Origin of the sequence: Noviherbaspirillum saxi (assembly GCF_003591035.1) — a bacterium.
Lineage (GTDB): Bacteria > Pseudomonadota > Gammaproteobacteria > Burkholderiales > Burkholderiaceae_D > Noviherbaspirillum > Noviherbaspirillum saxi.
Window position 1 is genome coordinate 1,105,196 of sequence record NZ_QYUO01000002.1, and the last position, 17,188, is coordinate 1,122,383.

Here is a 17,188-nt window from a genome sequence, read left to right on the forward strand (position 1 = left end):
GCCCCCGAGGCGCGTCACGCCTGATGTGACCTGTCGAATTGCCAATACAGTGTATTAATTAAGTAACCATGTCACACCATCCAGATTTGTCCGGTTTGACCGTCGCCATTGTGGCGGCCAGCGGCTATGCCGCGGATCCACATGCGGTCGGCCGTGCGACTGCTCGTCTCGAAGACCGAGGCTGTCGGGTAAAGAATTTTTATGACGCCGGTGCCCGCCACCAGCGTTTTGGCGGCACCGATGCGGTCCGGCTGCAACAGCTCAATGATGCAATCGTCGATCCGCAGGTCGATATCGTCATCGCGTTGCGCGGCGGCTATGGCTTGTCGCGCCTGCTGCCGATGCTGGAGTGCGAACGCCTGGCCGCCAGCGGCAAGCTGCTTGTCGGCCACAGCGACTTTACCGCGTTGCACATGGCCATGCTGGCGCAGGGCGGCACCATCAGTTTTGCCGGGCCGATGATTTGCGACGATTTTTCGCGCGACGAGCCCAGTGCCTACACGCTAGACAGCTTTTGGAATTGCATGACGCGGAGCGAGCATACGATTGCCTTTGAAGCGCGCGACAATCCTTCTGTCGACGTGTCGGGCATTCTCTGGGGCGGCAACCTGACCATGCTCACGCATCTGGTAGGCACGCCTTATCTGCCGCGTATCGAGGGTGGCATTCTGTTCATTGAAGACGTCAACGAACATCCTTACCGGGTCGAGCGCATGCTGCTGCAGCTTGCGCATGCCGGCTTGTTGCGACAGCAGGCGATCGTCCTTGGCGATTTTTCCGCATATCGTCTGAACGAGTACGACAATGGCTATGATTTCGACGCCATGGTCGGCTATCTGCGCGCAAGGCTTGGCATTCCCATCCTGACCGGTCTTCCCTTCGGACACATCCGCGACAAGGCGACGCTGGCGGTCGGCAGCCAGGCCAGATTGCATTGCAATGGCAGTAATGCGATGCTGACGATGAGCGGCTATCCGACGCTTGCAGCAAGGGTTTGAATCTAATACCAATCCCAACTCATAACATGACATGAAATCGCGTCTTTTTCCGCCTGGCCGCGTTGCACTCGTCGTCAATAGCATGGCTATTGACTCCTCCTGCGCCTTGCCAGTCGAAAAAATCCATCGATTTCATTTGTCACATTATGGGTTGGGATTGGTATAAGCCGTATTCGACGCGGCGCTCACGAGAAACTTCGCACGCAAAGCCAGGCTGTCGCCGTGCCCAAGCACGGCCAGCCCCGGCTGATTCTTCATGTGGAATGCATTGATAGGATGGGTGATAGGCTCGAAGCAGAAATAGTCCAGCCCCGGCGGCCTGTACATCAGGCTATACCCATTACAGTCAGGCATCACCATGGTCAGCGTCAGTGCCCGGTCAGGATAGGAAATGATTGCCTTCCCATTCCAGCCGCTGAAGCAATTGTCGATCATCGGCCCTTCCAGCGGCGACGGCGTGTTGTAATCCCAGGTTTCCGGAAATGCCGTGACATGCTCGACCGGGATAGGATCGTCACCCGACAGCCATACGCCCTCCGCCTTTGCCATCAGGCGCGTATGCGCATTGCGCATGAAATACGGATGCAGTCCCAGACCGTAGGGCAGGGTTTTCTGGCCGAGATGCGTTACCGTCAAATCGATCTGCAAACCATCGGGCAGTAGCAGAAAGGTTTGGCTGCTGCGGTAATGATAGGGATTACCGTCGAAACGGTCGGATTCAAGTGATAACTTGATCCGGCTGTCATTGCGTTCTGCAAGCTGCCACGCCTGTAGCCAGCCATCGCCATGGATGGGATAGGTTTCGCCTTCACGATTGGGACGAATCGGATGGAAAACGCCCTCATGCTCGAAGCCGCCTCCGGTAATCCGGTTGGACCATGGCACCAGGGGAAAGCAGGCCAGGCTGTAACGGTTGCCGGAGACGCTGTCCCATGGCCGAAATAGCGCAGACCATTCCTTGCCGAGCTTCCAGTCCCAGCCGACAACACTGCCGCCGAGTTCGGGTGCAATGCGTAAACGTTGTGTATCGGATTCGAGCGTAATGATGTCGGTTTTCATGGCGGCATGTCACCCACGGAACTGGTTGGCGGGAACCCCGGCAATATCGAGGTCTAGCGCAAATAGACCGCCGGCGAGCGGTTCGCGTTCCAGTTGCTGTGGTGACAGTCCGTCCGCAGCGGTAGTGATGAACATCGTGGTTAGCCCCGGCCCGCCAAACGCGCAACTGGTCACCTGGCTGCAGGGCAGCATGACGGTCCGCGTAATCTTGCCTTCCGGATCATGCCGCGTCACTTTGCTTGCGCCCCAATGCGCGATCCAGAGACCGCCTTCGGCATCGGTTGTCATGCCGTCCGGCGAACCGTCTTCCTTGCTGAATTGCAGAAAGGTCCGCTTGTTCGAGATCTCGCCACGCTCCAGGTCAAAGTCGAACGCATAGACCCGTCCATTGACACTATCGTTGTGATACAGCGTTTTGTAGTCAGCCGACCAGGCAGGGCCGTTGGTCACCGCATACCCGGAATCCATGCGTGTGCAGGTGAGATCGGGGTCGAGGCGATAGAGCGAGCCCGTGGGTTTGGTACAGCCAAAGTCCATCGTGCCGGCCCAGAAGCGGCCAAGGCGGTCGCACTTGCCATCATTGAAGCGATTGTCGGGCATGCCGGTCTCTGCTTGTGTCAGCGGCTGCATTTCTTCGGTGGCGGGATTGAAGCCGGCAAATCCATGGCGGCGCGTCATGACTAGTCCGGGCGCATCCGCGCGCTCCGCGAGCGCCGATACTTCTTGATCGAATTGCCAGGTCCGCTGCCCTTCCGCAGCGGAATACCGGTGCAAGCGATGACCAAGAATATCGACCCAGTACAAGGCCTTTTCCCTGACCGACCATAACGGTCCTTCGCCCAGCGCCGCATGGGCATTCCAGATACATTCAGGAGTGTTCATTCGGCCACCTTTATGTTTGTCTTTTCGTTCTTAGTGCGATTCACGCGGCACCGGCGCGCCGCTGCTGCCGACCAGGAAGTCAAGGTCCGCACCCAGATGCGCCTGCTGCACGTGTTCGACATACAGCTTCACATAGCCGCGCGTAGGCACTTCGGGCGGCACCCATTCCGATTTGCGGCGCGCCAGTTCTTCATCGCTGACTTCCATGTGCAGGCTGCGTTCGCGCACATCGAGCTGAATCATGTCGCCGGTGCGCACCAGCGCCAGCGGCCCGCCTATCGCGGCTTCGGGCGAAGTGTGCAGTACCACGGTGCCGTAGGCAGTGCCGCTCATGCGGGCATCCGAGATGCGCACCATGTCGCTGAAACCCTTTTGCAGCACCTTGCTTGGCAATGGCATATTGCCGACCTCGGCCATGCCGGGATAGCCGCGCGGGCCACAGTTTTTCAGGACCATCACGCAGTTTTCATCGATGTCCAGGGCAGGATCGTCGAGCCGTTCGCGCAAGTCCTCGATCGATTCGAATACCACCGCACGGCCGCGATGTTTGAGCAGATGCTTCGATGCGGCCGACGGTTTGATCACCGCACCATCCGGGGCAAGATTGCCGCGCAAGACCGCGATGCCGGCCTTCTCCATCAAGGGTTGATCGAGAGGCTTGATGACGTCGCGGTTGTAGCAGGGCGCTTCCGCGATGTTCTGTCCTATCGTATTGCCATTGACGGTCAATGCATCGCAGTGCAGCAGATGCTGAATGTCACGCATCACAGCCGGCACGCCGCCCGCATAGTAAAAGTCTTCCATCAGATAATGGCCGGACGGTTGCAGGTTGACCAGACAGGGCATTTCGGCACCGATCCGATCCCAGTCATCCAGTGTCAGTTTAACGCCGATGCGAGCTGCGATTGCCAGCATGTGAATCACCGCATTGGTGGACCCGCCGATCGCGGCATTGACGCGTATTGCATTTTCAAAGGCATGGCGCGTCATGATTTTGTCCATCGTCAGGTCTTCCTCGACCATTTTTACGATACGTCGACCGCTGATTTGCGCGAGCCGGTTGCGTCGCGTATCCGGCGCGGGTATGGCCGCATTGCCCGGCAAGGACATGCCGAGTGCTTCGACCATGCTCGCCATCGTCGATGCCGTTCCCATGGTCATGCAGGTGCCGGTGGAACGGTTCATGCATCCTTCGGCTTCGGTGAATTCTTCCTGCGTCATCTGCCCGCCGCGCACCATTTCCGACATCATCCACACCCCTGTGCCCGAGCCGATATCCTTGCCACGGAATTTGCCGTTCAGCATTGGCCCGCCGGAGACACCTATTGTCGGCAAACCGCAACTCGCCGCGCCCATCATTAATGCCGGTGTTGTCTTGTCGCATCCCATCAGCAAGACCACGCCATCGATAGGATTGCCGCGTATCGATTCTTCGACATCCATGCTGGCCAGATTTCGAAACAGCATCGCCGTTGGGCGGATCTGGGTTTCGCCGGGAGACATGACGGGGAACTCAAGAGGGAATCCGCCTGCCTCAAGTACACCCCGTTTGACGAACTCGGCCAGTTCGCGGAAATGACTGTTGCAAGGTGTTAATTCGGACCAGGTGTTGCAGATGCCGATCACGGGGCGGCCGTCGAACTCATCCGGCGGATGGCCGGCTTTCTGGGTCCAGCTCCGATGCACGAAGCCGTCGCGATCCTGTTTTTCGAACCACGCGCGGCTGCGACGTTTGGGCTTTTCGGTGGTCATAAGTTTCTCGTGGAGCTATTGAACTGTGAAGGAGGGGTTTCGACTTAGCATCAATATTGAGTAGTCATCGTTTCGAAAGTTCAGGAGAAAATCATGGCGGCACAGAGCCAGTTGGCACGGTTCGGAAGTCTTCAGGGCAAACGGGTATTCGTCACCGGCGGCGGCTCAGGCATCGGAGAGAGCATCGTCGAGGCATTCGCCGAGCAGGGGGCCAAGGTGGCGTTCATCGATATCGCCGTCGATGCCAGTCTCTCGCTCTGCGAGAAAATCGCGCTGGCCGGATATGAAAAACCCGTGTTTCGCGAATGTGATATTCGCGATATTCCGGCGCTGCAAGATGTGATGCGTTCGATTGCCGCAGATATCGGCGACTTCGACGTGCTGGTCAATAACGCGGGCAATGATCAGCGCCATACGCCCGAAGAGGTTACGCTCGAGTTCTGGAACGACCGGATTGCGATCAACCAGCGGCCGATGTTTTTCACCTGCCAGGCCGTGATCGAAGGCATGAAGAAAAAAGGCGGCGGCTCCATCATCAATCTCGGCTCGACCAGTTGGCATATCGCCAATGGCGGCTATCCTGTGTATACCACGACCAAGGCATCGGTCAGCGGTCTGACGCGCGGACTGGCACGCGACCTCGGTCCCTATAATATTCGCGTCAACACGGTCACGCCCGGCTGGGTCATGACCGAGCGCCAGTTGCAATTATGGGTGGACGAGGAAGGTGAAAAGCTGATCGACCGCAGCCAGTGTCTGAAGGGCAGGGTGCAACCCTGGCATGTGGCGCGTATGGTGCTGTTCCTTGCGTCCGATGATGGCGCAATGTGCAGCGCACAGGAATTCATTGTCGATGGCGGCTGGGCCTGACGGAAAGCGAAAAAACGATGACTGATCCAGATACAAGCCGGCTTGGCATTGACTGGGGCACGAGCAACCGCCGTGCCTATCTGCTGGATGCGCAAGGCGGCCTTATGCGCCAGCATAGCGACGAAGCAGGCATCCTGCATGTCAACGGCGATTTTGAAGGCTCGCTGCGGCAACTGCTGCAGACCCTCGGGCTGCAGCGCGCAGATATCGTCATGTCCGGCATGGTAGGCAGCCGTAACGGATGGCATGAAGTGCCTTATCTGTCGATGGAGCAGCCGCTGACTGCGCTGCATGACAACCTGATGGAAGTGCGCACATCGCTCCCCGAGGTCCGTTGCCGCATTGCGCCCGGCTATAAATACATCGATGCCAATGGCATTCCCGATGTCATGCGCGGCGAAGAGACGCAGGTGCTGGGAGCCTTGTCGCTTAGTGCGGCGAATGGATGGTTCCTGCTGCCTGGCACGCACAGCAAATGGGTGCGGGTTGAAAACGGCGGCATGATCGAATTCCTGACATTCATGACCGGCGAACTTTTTTCATTAATGTCACAGCACGGTACGCTCTCCAAGGTGATGACCGAGCAGCAATCGGTGCCGGAAGCCTTTGCCGCAGGGGTGCAAGCGGCGCGGCATGGTTCATTTACCCACACCGCATTCTGCTGCCGCGCGCTGGTGGTGACCGACATGATGCCACCCGATCACACGGCGTCATATCTGTCCGGTCTGCTGATCGGCACCGAGGTATACGACATCCTGAAAAGGACAGACGCGCCGCAGCAGTCGGCGGTGCAGGTGGTCGGCAGTCCGGCACTGTCGGCACGCTATCTGAGCGCGCTGGAACTGCTCGGAATAGAAGCGCGCGCATGGCAACCCGACGCGGTTTATCTTGCCGCGCTGCGCGCATTGTTTTCACCTTAAAGGTTCTACCATGGCTAATGATGCATTTCATCCTTTCCCCTGTCCGTTGGTGGCGATCCTGCGCGGCCTGACGCCTGACGAAGCGCCCATGGTCGGGCGCGTGCTGTTTGGAGCCGGATTCCGCATGCTTGAGGTGCCGCTGAACCGGCCGGGCGCAATCGAGGCCATGCGCATATTGATCGAGATGGCGCCGGACGATGCCGTGATCGGAGCAGGCACCGTGCTTACGGTCGCAGACGTGGAGGCTGTCAAGGACGCCGGCGGCACGCTGATCGTTTCGCCCCATTGCGCGGAAGACGTCATTTCGCATGCAGCGCGCAACGGCATGATTGCGCTGCCCGGCGTCGCCACGCCGACCGAAGCCTATCGCGCGCTGGACGCCGGCGCGCGCGGCCTGAAGCTGTTTCCCGCCGAGATGATTCCACCGCCCGCAGTCAAGGCCATGCGCTCCATTCTTCCCGCCGATACGCCGCTGCTGCCGGTCGGCGGCATCCATACCCAGAACATGGCCGCCTATATCGCGGCCGGCGCGACCGGATTCGGCATAGGCGGCCAGTTGTACCAGCCGAAGGTAGAGGAAGCGACATTGAAACGCTCCGCCGACGCCTTCATGGCGGCGCGGGAAAAACTGCTGCAGGGGGCGTGACCGGACGCGCCAGCGATTGCGCTTGCCTCCGCATTGTCAAAACATCCATGCTATTTCCAGTTTGGCGGTGGCCGCCTGGGCTGGCCATATCGCCAAGGCCATAACGTGGCGTCCTCGCGCTCTTCGATTGACTGAAACGGCGTGAGCTTCCAGTTGATGATGCGGCGTGTTTGTGACTTGAATCCGTCCAGGATGGCGCGCACCATCGGCGCGCTGAAAAGGATAGGGCATTCTTTCATGCTAGGATCCTTACAAGGCGATGGAGGTAAAAATGTCCAAACGATATGAATATCGAGGGGTTGGATACGAGATTGGAGCGACTATCGATGGCAATGGCGCTTGGGTCGGAGAATTCATTACTTTCAAGAAATCCTCCGATGGATCTTCCGTTAAGGATTCTCCCTACATACAGGCGCCCGGAGAGTTCGCAAGTGAATCTAAGGCGAGGCTTGCTGCCGACGCAGACGCGAAAAGGTTCATCGATGAGCTGATCTTGAAGAATCAGAGCGCGCAGTAATGCGCATCTGCATGCCGGGCATCCTGGGAAGGTATAGGTGGTGATTGGAGGATCAGGAATCTTTCCCTTGAGCGTACAACTTCTCTCTTGCTGCTAACTGGAGACTGTAAACTCGTGCGGCGATGTGCGCGGCGGTCCGATTCTGCATTTTCCCCAAGGTTGCTTCTACGGAGCCTTTGTAGTTATCGCCATTGTAATCAACGACTGGGTCTTCCTTGGTTAGCTCACCCATAATCCACTCATAGTCCGACTGTAGCTCAGAGGGGAAATCTGCGGTGCGTAAAGTACTGAAACACATGTAAGCGGTAATCAGACGTGATCGCACGTCTCCCTCCCCAACGGCCAGAGCGTGTACCGCAGCACTGAGTTTTTCATTAACGTAATCGAGAGACATACCTCCTCCATTCGCAAATGCAGAAGCTGTTATTTTACGCCTGCCTCTTACTATCGTAGTCGTTTCAATCAATCTACCGTCCCTTATTCATTGGCTAACACCTTCGTCGAATTCGTTTGAAATCCAGTTGTAAGTCATTGATATTCAAGGTTCCATACAGTGATTCATGGTGAGTGTCGTATAATGTCGGATTCCGCTTTAACTCAATGATTTGATTCAGAAAAGAACCAGTTCTCAATGCTTTCCACCGCAAATATCACGATGCAGTTCGGCCCCAAGCCGCTGTTTGAAAACATCTCTGTCAAGTTCGGCGACGGCAATCGTTATGGCCTGATCGGCGCCAACGGCTGCGGCAAGTCAACTTTCATGAAAATCCTCGGCGGCGACCTGGAACCAAGCGCGGGTAACGTCATGCTCGACGTTAACGAGCGACTGGGCAAGCTGCGCCAGGACCAGTTCGCTTACGAGGAAATGCGCGTGCTCGACGTCGTAATGATGGGGCACACCGAAATGTGGGCGGCGATGAGCGAGCGCGATGCGATCTACGCCAACGCGGACGCCACCGATGACGATTACATGAAGGCGGCCGATCTGGAGGCCAAGTTCGCCGAATACGACGGCTATACCGCCGAGGCGCGCGCCGGCGAATTGCTGCTGGGGGTCGGCGTGCCGACCGAACAGCACCAGGGTCCGATGAGCAATGTCGCACCGGGCTGGAAACTGCGGGTCCTGCTGGCGCAGGCGCTGTTTTCCAATCCCGATATCCTGCTGCTGGACGAACCGACCAACAATCTCGACATTAATACCATCCGCTGGCTGGAAGACGTGCTCAACGAGCGCAATTCCACCATGATCATCATTTCCCACGATCGTCACTTCCTGAACCAGGTATGCACGCACATGGCGGACATGGATTACGGCACGCTGAAGGTCTATCCGGGCAATTACGATGACTACATGCTCGCGTCGTCGCAGGCGCGTGCGCAGCAGTTGGCGGTCAATGCGAAAGCCAAGGAACGTGTCGCAGAGCTGCAGGAATTCGTCCGCCGCTTCTCGGCCAACAAATCCAAGGCGCGCCAGGCCACATCGCGCGCCAAGCAGATCGACAAGATCAAGGTGGACGACATCAAGCCGTCGAGCCGGCAGGATCCGTTCGTACGCTTCGAGGGTGAAAAGAAACTGCACCGCCTCGCAGTCGAAGTGCAAAGCTTGTCGAAGGCTTACGACAGGCAGCTTTTCAGGAATCTCAACCTGATGGTCGAAGCCGGCGAAAAGATCGCGATCATCGGCGCCAACGGGGCCGGTAAGACTACGCTGCTGCGCTCGATCGGCAGCATGGATATCTGCGGGCTGCAAGCCGACAGCGGCATCACCAAGTGGGCGGAAAACGCCAACGTCGGCTATATGCCGCAGGATCCGACCGAAGAGTTCGCGGTCGACAAGAACCTGACCGACTGGATGGGTCAATGGACCAAGGAAGGCGATGACGATCAGGCGGTACGCTCGATTCTCGGACGCCTGCTGTTCGGCGGGGACGATGTCAAGAAGTCGGTCAAGGTGCTGTCGGGCGGTGAAAAAGGCCGGATGATGTATGGCAAGCTCATGCTTGGCCGGCACAATGTGCTGTTGATGGACGAGCCGACCAATCACATGGATATGGAATCCATCGAGTCGCTCAATATCGCGCTCGACAAGTATGCGGGCACATTGATTTTCGTATCGCACGACCGCGAATTCGTGTCTTCGCTCGCGACCCGCATCCTTGAGGTGAAGGAAGGCGAGATTATCGATTTCCAGGGCAACTACGAAGACTATCTGACGAGCCAGGGCATCGAATAAGGTGCTTGGTTACGCGGGCAGCATGCCGGCAGCAATTCAGCCGGCATGCGCCGGCGATTGCAACAACGCAGCAGCTTAACCGGCGGTAAGGTCAGCCGTTGATGCCGCTGATGCCGATGATCGTTGTCATCGGCGGTGCCGTTTCATTCAGATACAGAAGCTGATCGAGCCGCTCGCGCAGGCTACGCGCCATTTCCGGCCCCTGCGCCTTCAGTACGCCTTCCAGATAGGCTTGACGTATCTGCCGGAATTCGTCTATCGATGAGGCTTTTTCGACTTTCAGCTGCAAGCCGTAGCCGCGCAATCCAATCGTGCTTTTGATGGTTTCGGTATAAAAGCGGTAGATCGCTTCAAACTGCGACTGGCCTTCCGCAAGCACACTGCTCGGTGTGCCGCCCGCCGAATTTGCTGCTGGCGTTGTGGCCGGCGCTTCCGTAGCAGTTGTCATTGCTGCCGGCACTGCGGCTGGAACTGGAATTGCAGTGTCGGCAACAACTGGTTCCGCCGCTTTCTGAATAAAGCCTTGTTCCAGAAGTTCGTTCAGGTTATCCGCTGTCAGCCCGATTCCGGCTACCTTGTGCAATAAATCTTCGGCGCTGTGCTTTCCGTCAACCATGACGAGTAAGGTACGAAGCCGTGATGCCACATGGTATTTCCGCGTAGCGATCTCTTCACGGCCCTTGTCGGTTTTATCGAACACTGTGCTCATAAGTTTTGCTTCCTTGTGCGGCGCAACATCCTGCTGCACATCCCCAGTTATTTTCCGGCATGGCAAAAAAATGCCAAGGGTTGTCTATCAGTTTCCTGGAATTCTGTCTTGCAGGCAATATTGCCGAATCTTTATTTATAACGAAGTCAGGCAAACAGAGTTTGATATTTGTCAGTCCTAGTATGCTATCGATTAGATCGCCGGTAAATACAATAAAGATCCAACCGGATGCATTGTTGTTTCCAGCGATCAATATTTTGCGGTCTCCGCACTGCCAGAATACCTGTTCCAAGATGTTTTTTGTTTATGCTCAATGACGTGGTATCAGGCATACTCCCGTTTCTGTTTACTGGCATCGACGCCGCCTGGAAATCGACATCATGCAGATCCAACCCATTAAAACGATAGAATTTGAACGCCCACAGATGGATATGGGCACGAGTTGCACCGCAAACGCCTGGGCACGCGTACCCGCAGAGCCATCCCCATCCGAGAAGCTGGCCCTGAAAGCCCGTATACGCCGTCTGTTGCAAGAAAAACAAGCTGTTCTGGTGGCGCACTACTATGTCGACGCCGACCTGCAGGATCTGGCGGAAGAAACCGGCGGTTGCGTATCCGATTCCCTGGAAATGGCCCGTTTCGGCCGCGATCATCCGGCCAAGACCCTGGTGGTTGCCGGCGTCAAGTTCATGGGCGAAACCGCCAAGATCCTCAGCCCTGAAAAAACCGTGCTCATGCCCGACCTGGACGCGACGTGTTCGCTGGACCTGGGTTGTCCGACGGATGAATTCGCCGCCTTCTGCGATGCCCATCCTGACCGCACGGTCGTGGTCTACGCCAACACCAGCGCGGCGGTAAAGGCGCGTGCGGACTGGATGGTCACGTCGTCGATCGGTTTGCAAATCGTCGCGCATCTGCATGCACAAGGCAAAAAAATCCTCTGGGCTCCCGACAAGCATCTGGGCAGCTATATTCAGAAAAAGACCGGCGCCGACATGCTGCTGTGGCAGGGCTCCTGCCTGGTACATGACGAATTCAAGGGAATCGAGCTGGAACTGCTCAAAAAGGAGCATCCTGGCGCAAAAATCCTGGTCCATCCGGAATCGCCGGAAGCGGTCGTGGCGCAAGCCGATGTCGTAGGGTCGACATCCCAGTTGATCGCCGCAGCCCAATCGCTCGATGCGCGCGAATTCATCGTCGCGACCGATAACGGCATCCTGCACAAGATGCGCATGGCGGCGCCCGGCAAGATCTTCATCGATGCGCCGACCGCCGGCAACAGCGCCACCTGCAAGAGCTGCGCGCATTGCCCGTGGATGGCGATGAACGGTTTGCAGAATCTGGCCGATGTGCTGGAATCGGGGCGCAACGAAATCCACGTCGATCCGGAAACCGGCCGCAAGGCTTATGTCTGCATCGACCGCATGCTCGCTTTCGCCGCTGCGCAAAAAGCGAACGTGCGCCCGGCCAGCGATCTGGCAAAAGAACAAACACTGTTTGCAGGAATCGGTCCGGCATGAGTACATTGAAAAATCCCTTCGCCCCTTTTGATGCCGCGTTGACGGCCGCTTTCGAGGCCAACATTCGAGCCGCGCTGGCGGAAGACGTCGGCAGCGGCGACCTTACCGGCAAGCTGGTGCCCGAGCATGAATCGGTAAAGGCGCATGTCATCGTGCGCGAAGCCGCGGTGCTGTGCGGCGCTCCCTGGTTCGAAGCCGTGATGAAGCAACTGGATGCGCGCATTCGCATCGAGTGGCGCTATGCCGAAGGCGCGCACATGGCCGCGGATTCCGAGGTGTGCGCGATCGAGGCTCCGGCGCGTGCGCTGCTGACTGCGGAACGTACCGCGCTGAATTTTCTGCAGCTGTTGTCGGGGGTGGCGACTGCGACGCGCGAGTATGCCGACGTGGTGCAAGGCACTCGCGCATCGATACTCGATACGCGCAAGACATTGCCGGGTCTGCGGCTCGCGCAAAAGTATGCAGTCCGCGTCGGCGGCGGCAAGAACCAGCGCCTCGCGCTATACGATGGCATCCTGATCAAGGAAAACCATATTGCGGCAGCCGGCGGCATTGCACCCGCCATGCGTGCGGCGCAGGCGCTACACGCTGGCGTATCGATACAGATTGAAGTGGAAAACCTCGCCGAACTGCAGGAAGCGCTGGCGGCTGGCGCCGTGTCTATACTGCTCGATAATTTTTCACTCAATATGATGCGCGACGCAGTCAGCCTTACCGAGGGCAGGGCGTTGCTTGAGGCGTCGGGCGGGGTCAATCTGTCGAGCGTGCGTGCGATTGCAGAAACCGGCGTCGATCGTATTTCGATCGGCAGCCTGACCAAGGATGTGAAGGCTACCGATTATTCGTTGCGGGTGATTGGATAAGCAGTTTTGCCGTTGTTACCTTCGGTCGGGCGACAACACCGTCGGCAAAGCCTTTGGCAACGTCTCCGGATAATCCTGGCTGAAATGCAGGCCGCGGCTTTCGCGGCGCGACAATGCGCTTTCAACGATGAGCGAAGCCACGTCAACCAGGTTGCGCAGTTCCAGCAGATCGCGCGTGATCCGGAAATGCGAGTAGTACTCGTAGATTTCTTCGCGCAGCAGACGGATGCGATGCTGCGCGCGTTCCAGGCGCTTGGTGGTGCGCACGATGCCGACATAATTCCACATGAAGCGGCGCAGCTCGTCCCAGTTATGCGCGATCACCACTTCTTCATCGGCATCGGTGACGCGGCTTTCATCCCAGGCAGGCAGGGGCAGCGAGCGCGGCTTGGGTAATTGCTCGATATGCTGTGCGGCTGCACGTCCGAGGACCAGGCATTCGAGCAGGGAATTGCTGGCGAGGCGGTTTGCGCCATGCAGGCCGGTGTAGGCGGTTTCGCCGACTGCATACAAGCCGGGCAGGTCGGTACGGCCGCACATGTCGGTCACGACGCCGCCGCACGTGTAATGCGCAGCCGGCACGACCGGAATCGGCTGGCGGGTGATATCGATGCCCAGTTCCAGGCAGCGCGCATAGATGGTCGGGAAGTGTTCTTTCAAAAATTCAGGAGGCTGGTGGCTGATATCGAGGTCGACATGATCGAGGCCGCGTTTCTTGATTTCAAAGTCGATGGCCCTGGCCACCACATCGCGCGGTGCCAGTTCCGCCCGCTCGTCATGCCATTCCATGAAGCGCTGGCCTGCCGCTACGCCTGCGGCGGCGGGCAGCTTGAGCAGACCACCCTCGCCGCGCACCGCTTCGCTGATCAGGAAGGATTTGGCGTAGGGATGGTACAGGCAGGTCGGATGGAACTGGATGAATTCCATGTTCGCGACCCGGCAGCCGGCACGCCACGCCATTGCGATTCCGTCGCCGGTCGCGGTATCCGGGTTGGTGGTGTACAGATAGACTTTTCCCGCACCGCCGGTTGCCAGCACGGTCTGGTCGGCGGCCAGCGTGCTGACCTTGCCGGTGGCTACATCCTGCACGTACAGGCCCATGCAATACGGGACACCGGTCGTGCCCGGCACCTTGTCGGACTTGATGACATCGATTGCGAAATGGTTTTCCAGGACGGTGATGTTTGGATGCGCGCGCGCTTTCTGTTCAAGCGTCAGTTGCACGGCGTGGCCAGTGGCGTCGGCCGCGTGAATGATGCGGCGCTCGCTGTGGCCGCCTTCGCGGGTGAGGTGATAACCGAGCTCCGCGGTCGGATCACGGGTGAATGGTACGCCCTGTTCAATCAGCCATTCGATCGCGGCGCGGCTGTTTTCGACGATCTCGCGTGTCGCCGTTTCATCGCACAGTCCCGCGCCCGCAACCAGCGTATCGCTTATATGCTTGTCGTGGCTGTCGCCGGAATCGAGCACGGCGGCAATGCCGCCCTGGGCCCAGTTGCTGGCTCCATCCAGCAGGCTGCGTTTGGAAATCACTGCGACCTTGCGGGTTTTGGCAAGATGCAAGGCGACAGACAGGCCGGCAAGCCCGCTTCCGACGATGGCGACGTCAAATTTCATAAGATAAGAATTGGTATGCTGCGATTTCAAGGTCTACTCCACATCTTACCATTTGGCAAAGCTGCCGGTTCCGATAGCGGTTTTTCCTGTGCTACGCTATTCGATTGTGAATCACGATAAGAATGAAAGTATGACAAGAATATTCAGAAAAGTTGCCCTTGCCGGCGCCATACTGGTCGGCGTTACTGCCATCGGGCTGATCGGTGCCGCGCTCTGGTATCGCCAAGCGAGCCAGCCCATGGTGGACGGCAAGGTGCCCCTTTCGGGGTTGAATGCCGCGGTCGAGATCGTGCGCGACGCGGAAGGCATTCCGCACATTTACGCGCAATCCGAAAATGACGCTTACTTCGGGCTCGGCTATGCCCATGCGCAGGATCGCTTGTGGCAGCTTGAAATGAACCGGCGCATCGCTGCCGGTCGTATGGCCGAGGTGCTCGGTCCGAATGCCGTCGATACCGATCGCTTCCTGCGCACGCTTGGCGTCAGGCGCAATGCCGAACGTATCCTTGCCAAACTGTCGCCGCAGACGCGCTCCGCACTGGAAGCCTATGCGCGCGGCGTCAATGCCTGGCTGGCCAATCGCAGCGGCCCGCTTCCGCCGGAATTCATCCTCACCGGCGCGCCGGCTCCCGCGCCCTGGGAGCCGGCCGATTCGATAGGCTGGCAAACCATGATGGCATGGGACCTGGGCGCGAACTGGACGCAGGAACTGCTGCGCATGCGTCTGGCGCAGCGGATGTCGCTGGCCCGCATCAACGAATTCCTCCCTCCCTATCCCGGCGATCCGGTATTGCCGACTCAGGATTACACGGGGCTATATGGAGAATTGACAGGAACCGCCGACCAGCTCGTACGCATCGCGTCGGCTGCGCCGCCATCGTATGTCGATGGGATGGGTTCGAATAACTGGGTCGTTAGCGGGCCTCGTTCCGAGACCGGCAAACCCTTGCTTGCCAACGACCCGCATCTGGGCTTGACCGCGCCCGCGCTCTGGTATTTCGCGCATTTGTCCGCGCCGGGATTCAATGTGATCGGTGCGACCCTGCCGGGCATCCCGAGCGTGGTGCTGGGCCGCAATGACAAGATCGCCTGGGGCTTCACCAATACCGCGCCCGATGTGCAGGACTTGTACATCGAACGCGTAAGTCCAGACAACGGCAAGCAATATCAGACGCCCGAGGGCTGGGCCGACTTTCAGACCCGTACCGAAATCATCAAGGTCAAGGGACAGCCCGATGTTGCACTGGACGTGAAAGAGACGCGCCATGGTCCGGTCATCAGCGGCGCACTGCCGATCATTAACAAGGCTGCGCTCGATACCGGCAAGTATGTCGTTGCTTTTGCCTGGACGGCGTTGCGGGACGACGACATGACGCTGCAGGCCGGCATGAAATTCAACCGCGCGCAAAACTGGGAACAGTTCCTGGACGGTGCGAAAGACTTTAATTCGCCGCAGCAAAGCATGGTGTATGCGGATGTCGATGGCAACATCGGTTTCATCGCGCCGGGCCGGGTGCCTGTCCGCAAGCCGGGCAATGATTTGAAAGGCCTTGCGCCGGCGCCGGGATGGGATGCGCGCTATGACTGGGCCGGCTTTATCCCGTTTGAAGCGCTGCCGCGCGATTTCAATCCGTCTACGCACAAGGTGATGACAGCCAATCACAAGATCGTCGCTTCCGACTATCCCCATTTCCTGACCAGTGAATGGGCGCTGCCCTATCGGGCCAAGCGCATCGACATGCTGCTCGACGCGCAGACGAAGCATGACCTGGACAGCTTTGCAGCCATCCAGAAAGATGCGGTATCGCTGGCCGCCCAGGAAATCCTGCCGGTGTTGCGCAAGGCGGTTCCGCAATCCGATCGGGCACATGCGGCGCTCGCGATGCTGAGCAAGTGGAATGGAGAAATGAAAGTCGACCGGCCGGAACCGCTGATCTACAACGCCTGGATGCGCACCGTGTCGCGCCAGATTTTCGAGGACGAGCTGGGCGAGGCCCTAATGAAAGACTATTGGGAGCAGCGCAACGTGCATCTATCCACGGTCAACGTCCTAAGCAACAAGGAGGGCCAGGCCAGATGGTGTGCGGACATCAAAAAAGCTACGGCACCGGTCGCACAGGATACGGCAAAGCAATGCGCCGATGTCATCTCGTCCTCACTGGAAGCCACACTGGCCGATCTCGCGCAGCGCTATGGCAACGACATGGAAAAATGGCGCTGGGGCGATGCGCATGTGGCGCGCTCCGAACATAAGCCGTTCGGCAAGGTCGATGCCCTTGCACGCTTCTTTGATATCCGGGTACCGTCGCCCGGCGATACCTTTACCGTCAACGCAGGCCGCCATAACCTGCGCGATGACAAGGAACCCTTTGCCAACCGCCATGCAGCGAGCCTGCGTGCGCTGTACGACTTGTCCAATCTGGAAAACTCGCGGTTCATCCATTCCACCGGGCAGTCGGGCAACGTTCTGTCGCCCTTGTACCGTAATCTCAGCCAGCGCTGGACAGAGGCCGCTTACCTGCCGATGAAGACGCGCCGTGAAGACGTGCAGAAGAGCGGACTCGGCACGCTGACACTGGCACCGGCAACGGCAGCGCCGTAG

17 protein-coding genes are annotated in these 17,188 nt (G+C 58.4%); 9 read left to right on the forward strand and 8 right to left on the reverse strand.

Annotation, left to right across the window (positions count from 1 at the left end):
* The first annotated feature begins 68 nt into the window (after positions 1 to 68).
* Positions 69 to 998 carry a muramoyltetrapeptide carboxypeptidase gene (gene ldcA / locus D3871_RS20755; RefSeq protein ID WP_119770952.1) on the forward strand — a complete coding sequence of 310 codons (930 nt, stop codon included), beginning with the start codon at positions 69 to 71 and terminating at the stop codon, positions 996 to 998.
* Positions 999 to 1,142: 144 nt separating this feature from the next.
* Here the strand turns inward: ldcA and D3871_RS20760 are convergent, their stop codons facing one another.
* The 3 genes from D3871_RS20760 to araD are packed head-to-tail and all read right to left on the reverse strand — an operon-like array spanning position 1,143 to position 4,691.
* Positions 1,143 to 2,057, reverse strand: coding sequence for an aldose 1-epimerase (locus tag D3871_RS20760; RefSeq protein ID WP_119770953.1), 915 nt, complete (start codon positions 2,055 to 2,057; stop codon positions 1,143 to 1,145).
* Between the two features lie 9 nt (positions 2,058 to 2,066).
* Positions 2,067 to 2,939 (reverse strand): SMP-30/gluconolactonase/LRE family protein, encoded by an 873-nt coding sequence (locus D3871_RS20765; RefSeq protein WP_119770954.1) that lies wholly within the window; start codon positions 2,937 to 2,939, stop codon positions 2,067 to 2,069.
* 30 nt (positions 2,940 to 2,969) lie between these two features.
* Positions 2,970 to 4,691: an L-arabinonate dehydratase gene (gene araD, locus D3871_RS20770; protein ID WP_119770955.1), complete on the reverse strand. Its 1,722-nt coding sequence runs from the start codon at positions 4,689 to 4,691 to the stop codon at positions 2,970 to 2,972.
* Positions 4,692 to 4,784: 93 nt separating this feature from the next.
* On the opposite strand from araD, the gene D3871_RS20775 reads away from it, so the two are divergent.
* The 3 genes from D3871_RS20775 to D3871_RS20785 are packed head-to-tail and all read left to right on the forward strand — an operon-like array spanning position 4,785 to position 7,127.
* The gene (locus D3871_RS20775; RefSeq protein WP_119770956.1) at positions 4,785 to 5,561 is read left to right on the forward strand and encodes an SDR family NAD(P)-dependent oxidoreductase; all 777 of its coding nucleotides are present in this window, start codon (positions 4,785 to 4,787) and stop codon (positions 5,559 to 5,561) included.
* A 17-nt stretch (positions 5,562 to 5,578) separates the two neighbouring features.
* A complete protein-coding gene (locus D3871_RS20780; protein WP_119770957.1) occupies positions 5,579 to 6,481 on the forward strand; it encodes a 2-dehydro-3-deoxygalactonokinase in 903 nt (300 codons plus the stop codon).
* Between the two features lie 10 nt (positions 6,482 to 6,491).
* A complete protein-coding gene (locus D3871_RS20785; protein WP_119770958.1) occupies positions 6,492 to 7,127 on the forward strand; it encodes a 2-dehydro-3-deoxy-6-phosphogalactonate aldolase in 636 nt (211 codons plus the stop codon).
* Between the two features lie 50 nt (positions 7,128 to 7,177).
* On the opposite strand, the gene D3871_RS29990 is transcribed toward D3871_RS20785, so the two are convergent.
* The gene (locus D3871_RS29990) at positions 7,178 to 7,366 is read right to left on the reverse strand and encodes a hypothetical protein (protein ID WP_147376862.1); all 189 of its coding nucleotides are present in this window, start codon (positions 7,364 to 7,366) and stop codon (positions 7,178 to 7,180) included.
* A 32-nt stretch (positions 7,367 to 7,398) separates the two neighbouring features.
* Here D3871_RS29990 and D3871_RS20790 point away from each other — a divergent pair, with 32 nt between their 5' ends.
* Entirely contained in the window at positions 7,399 to 7,644 is a 246-nt protein-coding gene (locus tag D3871_RS20790; RefSeq protein ID WP_119770959.1) for a hypothetical protein, read from the forward strand.
* A gap of 52 nt (positions 7,645 to 7,696) precedes the next feature.
* Here the strand turns inward: D3871_RS20790 and D3871_RS20795 are convergent, their stop codons facing one another.
* Positions 7,697 to 8,038 carry a hypothetical protein gene (locus D3871_RS20795; protein WP_119770960.1) on the reverse strand — a complete coding sequence of 114 codons (342 nt, stop codon included), beginning with the start codon at positions 8,036 to 8,038 and terminating at the stop codon, positions 7,697 to 7,699.
* A gap of 237 nt (positions 8,039 to 8,275) precedes the next feature.
* On the opposite strand from D3871_RS20795, the gene D3871_RS20800 reads away from it, so the two are divergent.
* A complete protein-coding gene (locus tag D3871_RS20800; protein WP_119770961.1) occupies positions 8,276 to 9,877 on the forward strand; it encodes an ABC-F family ATPase in 1,602 nt (533 codons plus the stop codon).
* 91 nt (positions 9,878 to 9,968) lie between these two features.
* Here the strand turns inward: D3871_RS20800 and D3871_RS20805 are convergent, their stop codons facing one another.
* Both D3871_RS20805 and D3871_RS29995 read right to left on the reverse strand, forming a co-directional pair.
* Entirely contained in the window at positions 9,969 to 10,586 is a 618-nt protein-coding gene (locus D3871_RS20805) for a hypothetical protein (RefSeq protein WP_119771472.1), read from the reverse strand.
* Positions 10,567 to 10,878, reverse strand: coding sequence for a hypothetical protein (locus D3871_RS29995; RefSeq protein ID WP_147376863.1), 312 nt, complete (start codon positions 10,876 to 10,878; stop codon positions 10,567 to 10,569). Before D3871_RS29995 ends, D3871_RS20805 begins: the two co-directional genes overlap by 20 nt.
* Positions 10,879 to 10,966: 88 nt before the next feature.
* Here D3871_RS29995 and nadA point away from each other — a divergent pair, with 88 nt between their 5' ends.
* Positions 10,967 to 12,106 carry a quinolinate synthase NadA gene (gene nadA / locus D3871_RS20810; protein ID WP_199724847.1) on the forward strand — a complete coding sequence of 380 codons (1,140 nt, stop codon included), beginning with the start codon at positions 10,967 to 10,969 and terminating at the stop codon, positions 12,104 to 12,106.
* Positions 12,103 to 12,969 carry a carboxylating nicotinate-nucleotide diphosphorylase gene (nadC, locus tag D3871_RS20815; RefSeq protein ID WP_119770962.1) on the forward strand — a complete coding sequence of 289 codons (867 nt, stop codon included), beginning with the start codon at positions 12,103 to 12,105 and terminating at the stop codon, positions 12,967 to 12,969. The genes nadA and nadC overlap by 4 nt, the downstream gene beginning before the upstream one ends.
* Before the next feature lie 15 nt (positions 12,970 to 12,984).
* Here nadC and nadB read toward each other — a convergent pair whose 3' ends face one another.
* Positions 12,985 to 14,586, reverse strand: coding sequence for an L-aspartate oxidase (gene nadB / locus D3871_RS20820; RefSeq protein WP_119770963.1), 1,602 nt, complete (start codon positions 14,584 to 14,586; stop codon positions 12,985 to 12,987).
* A gap of 130 nt (positions 14,587 to 14,716) precedes the next feature.
* On the opposite strand from nadB, the gene D3871_RS20825 reads away from it, so the two are divergent.
* Positions 14,717 to 17,188: a penicillin acylase family protein gene (locus tag D3871_RS20825; protein WP_119771474.1), complete on the forward strand. Its 2,472-nt coding sequence runs from the start codon at positions 14,717 to 14,719 to the stop codon at positions 17,186 to 17,188.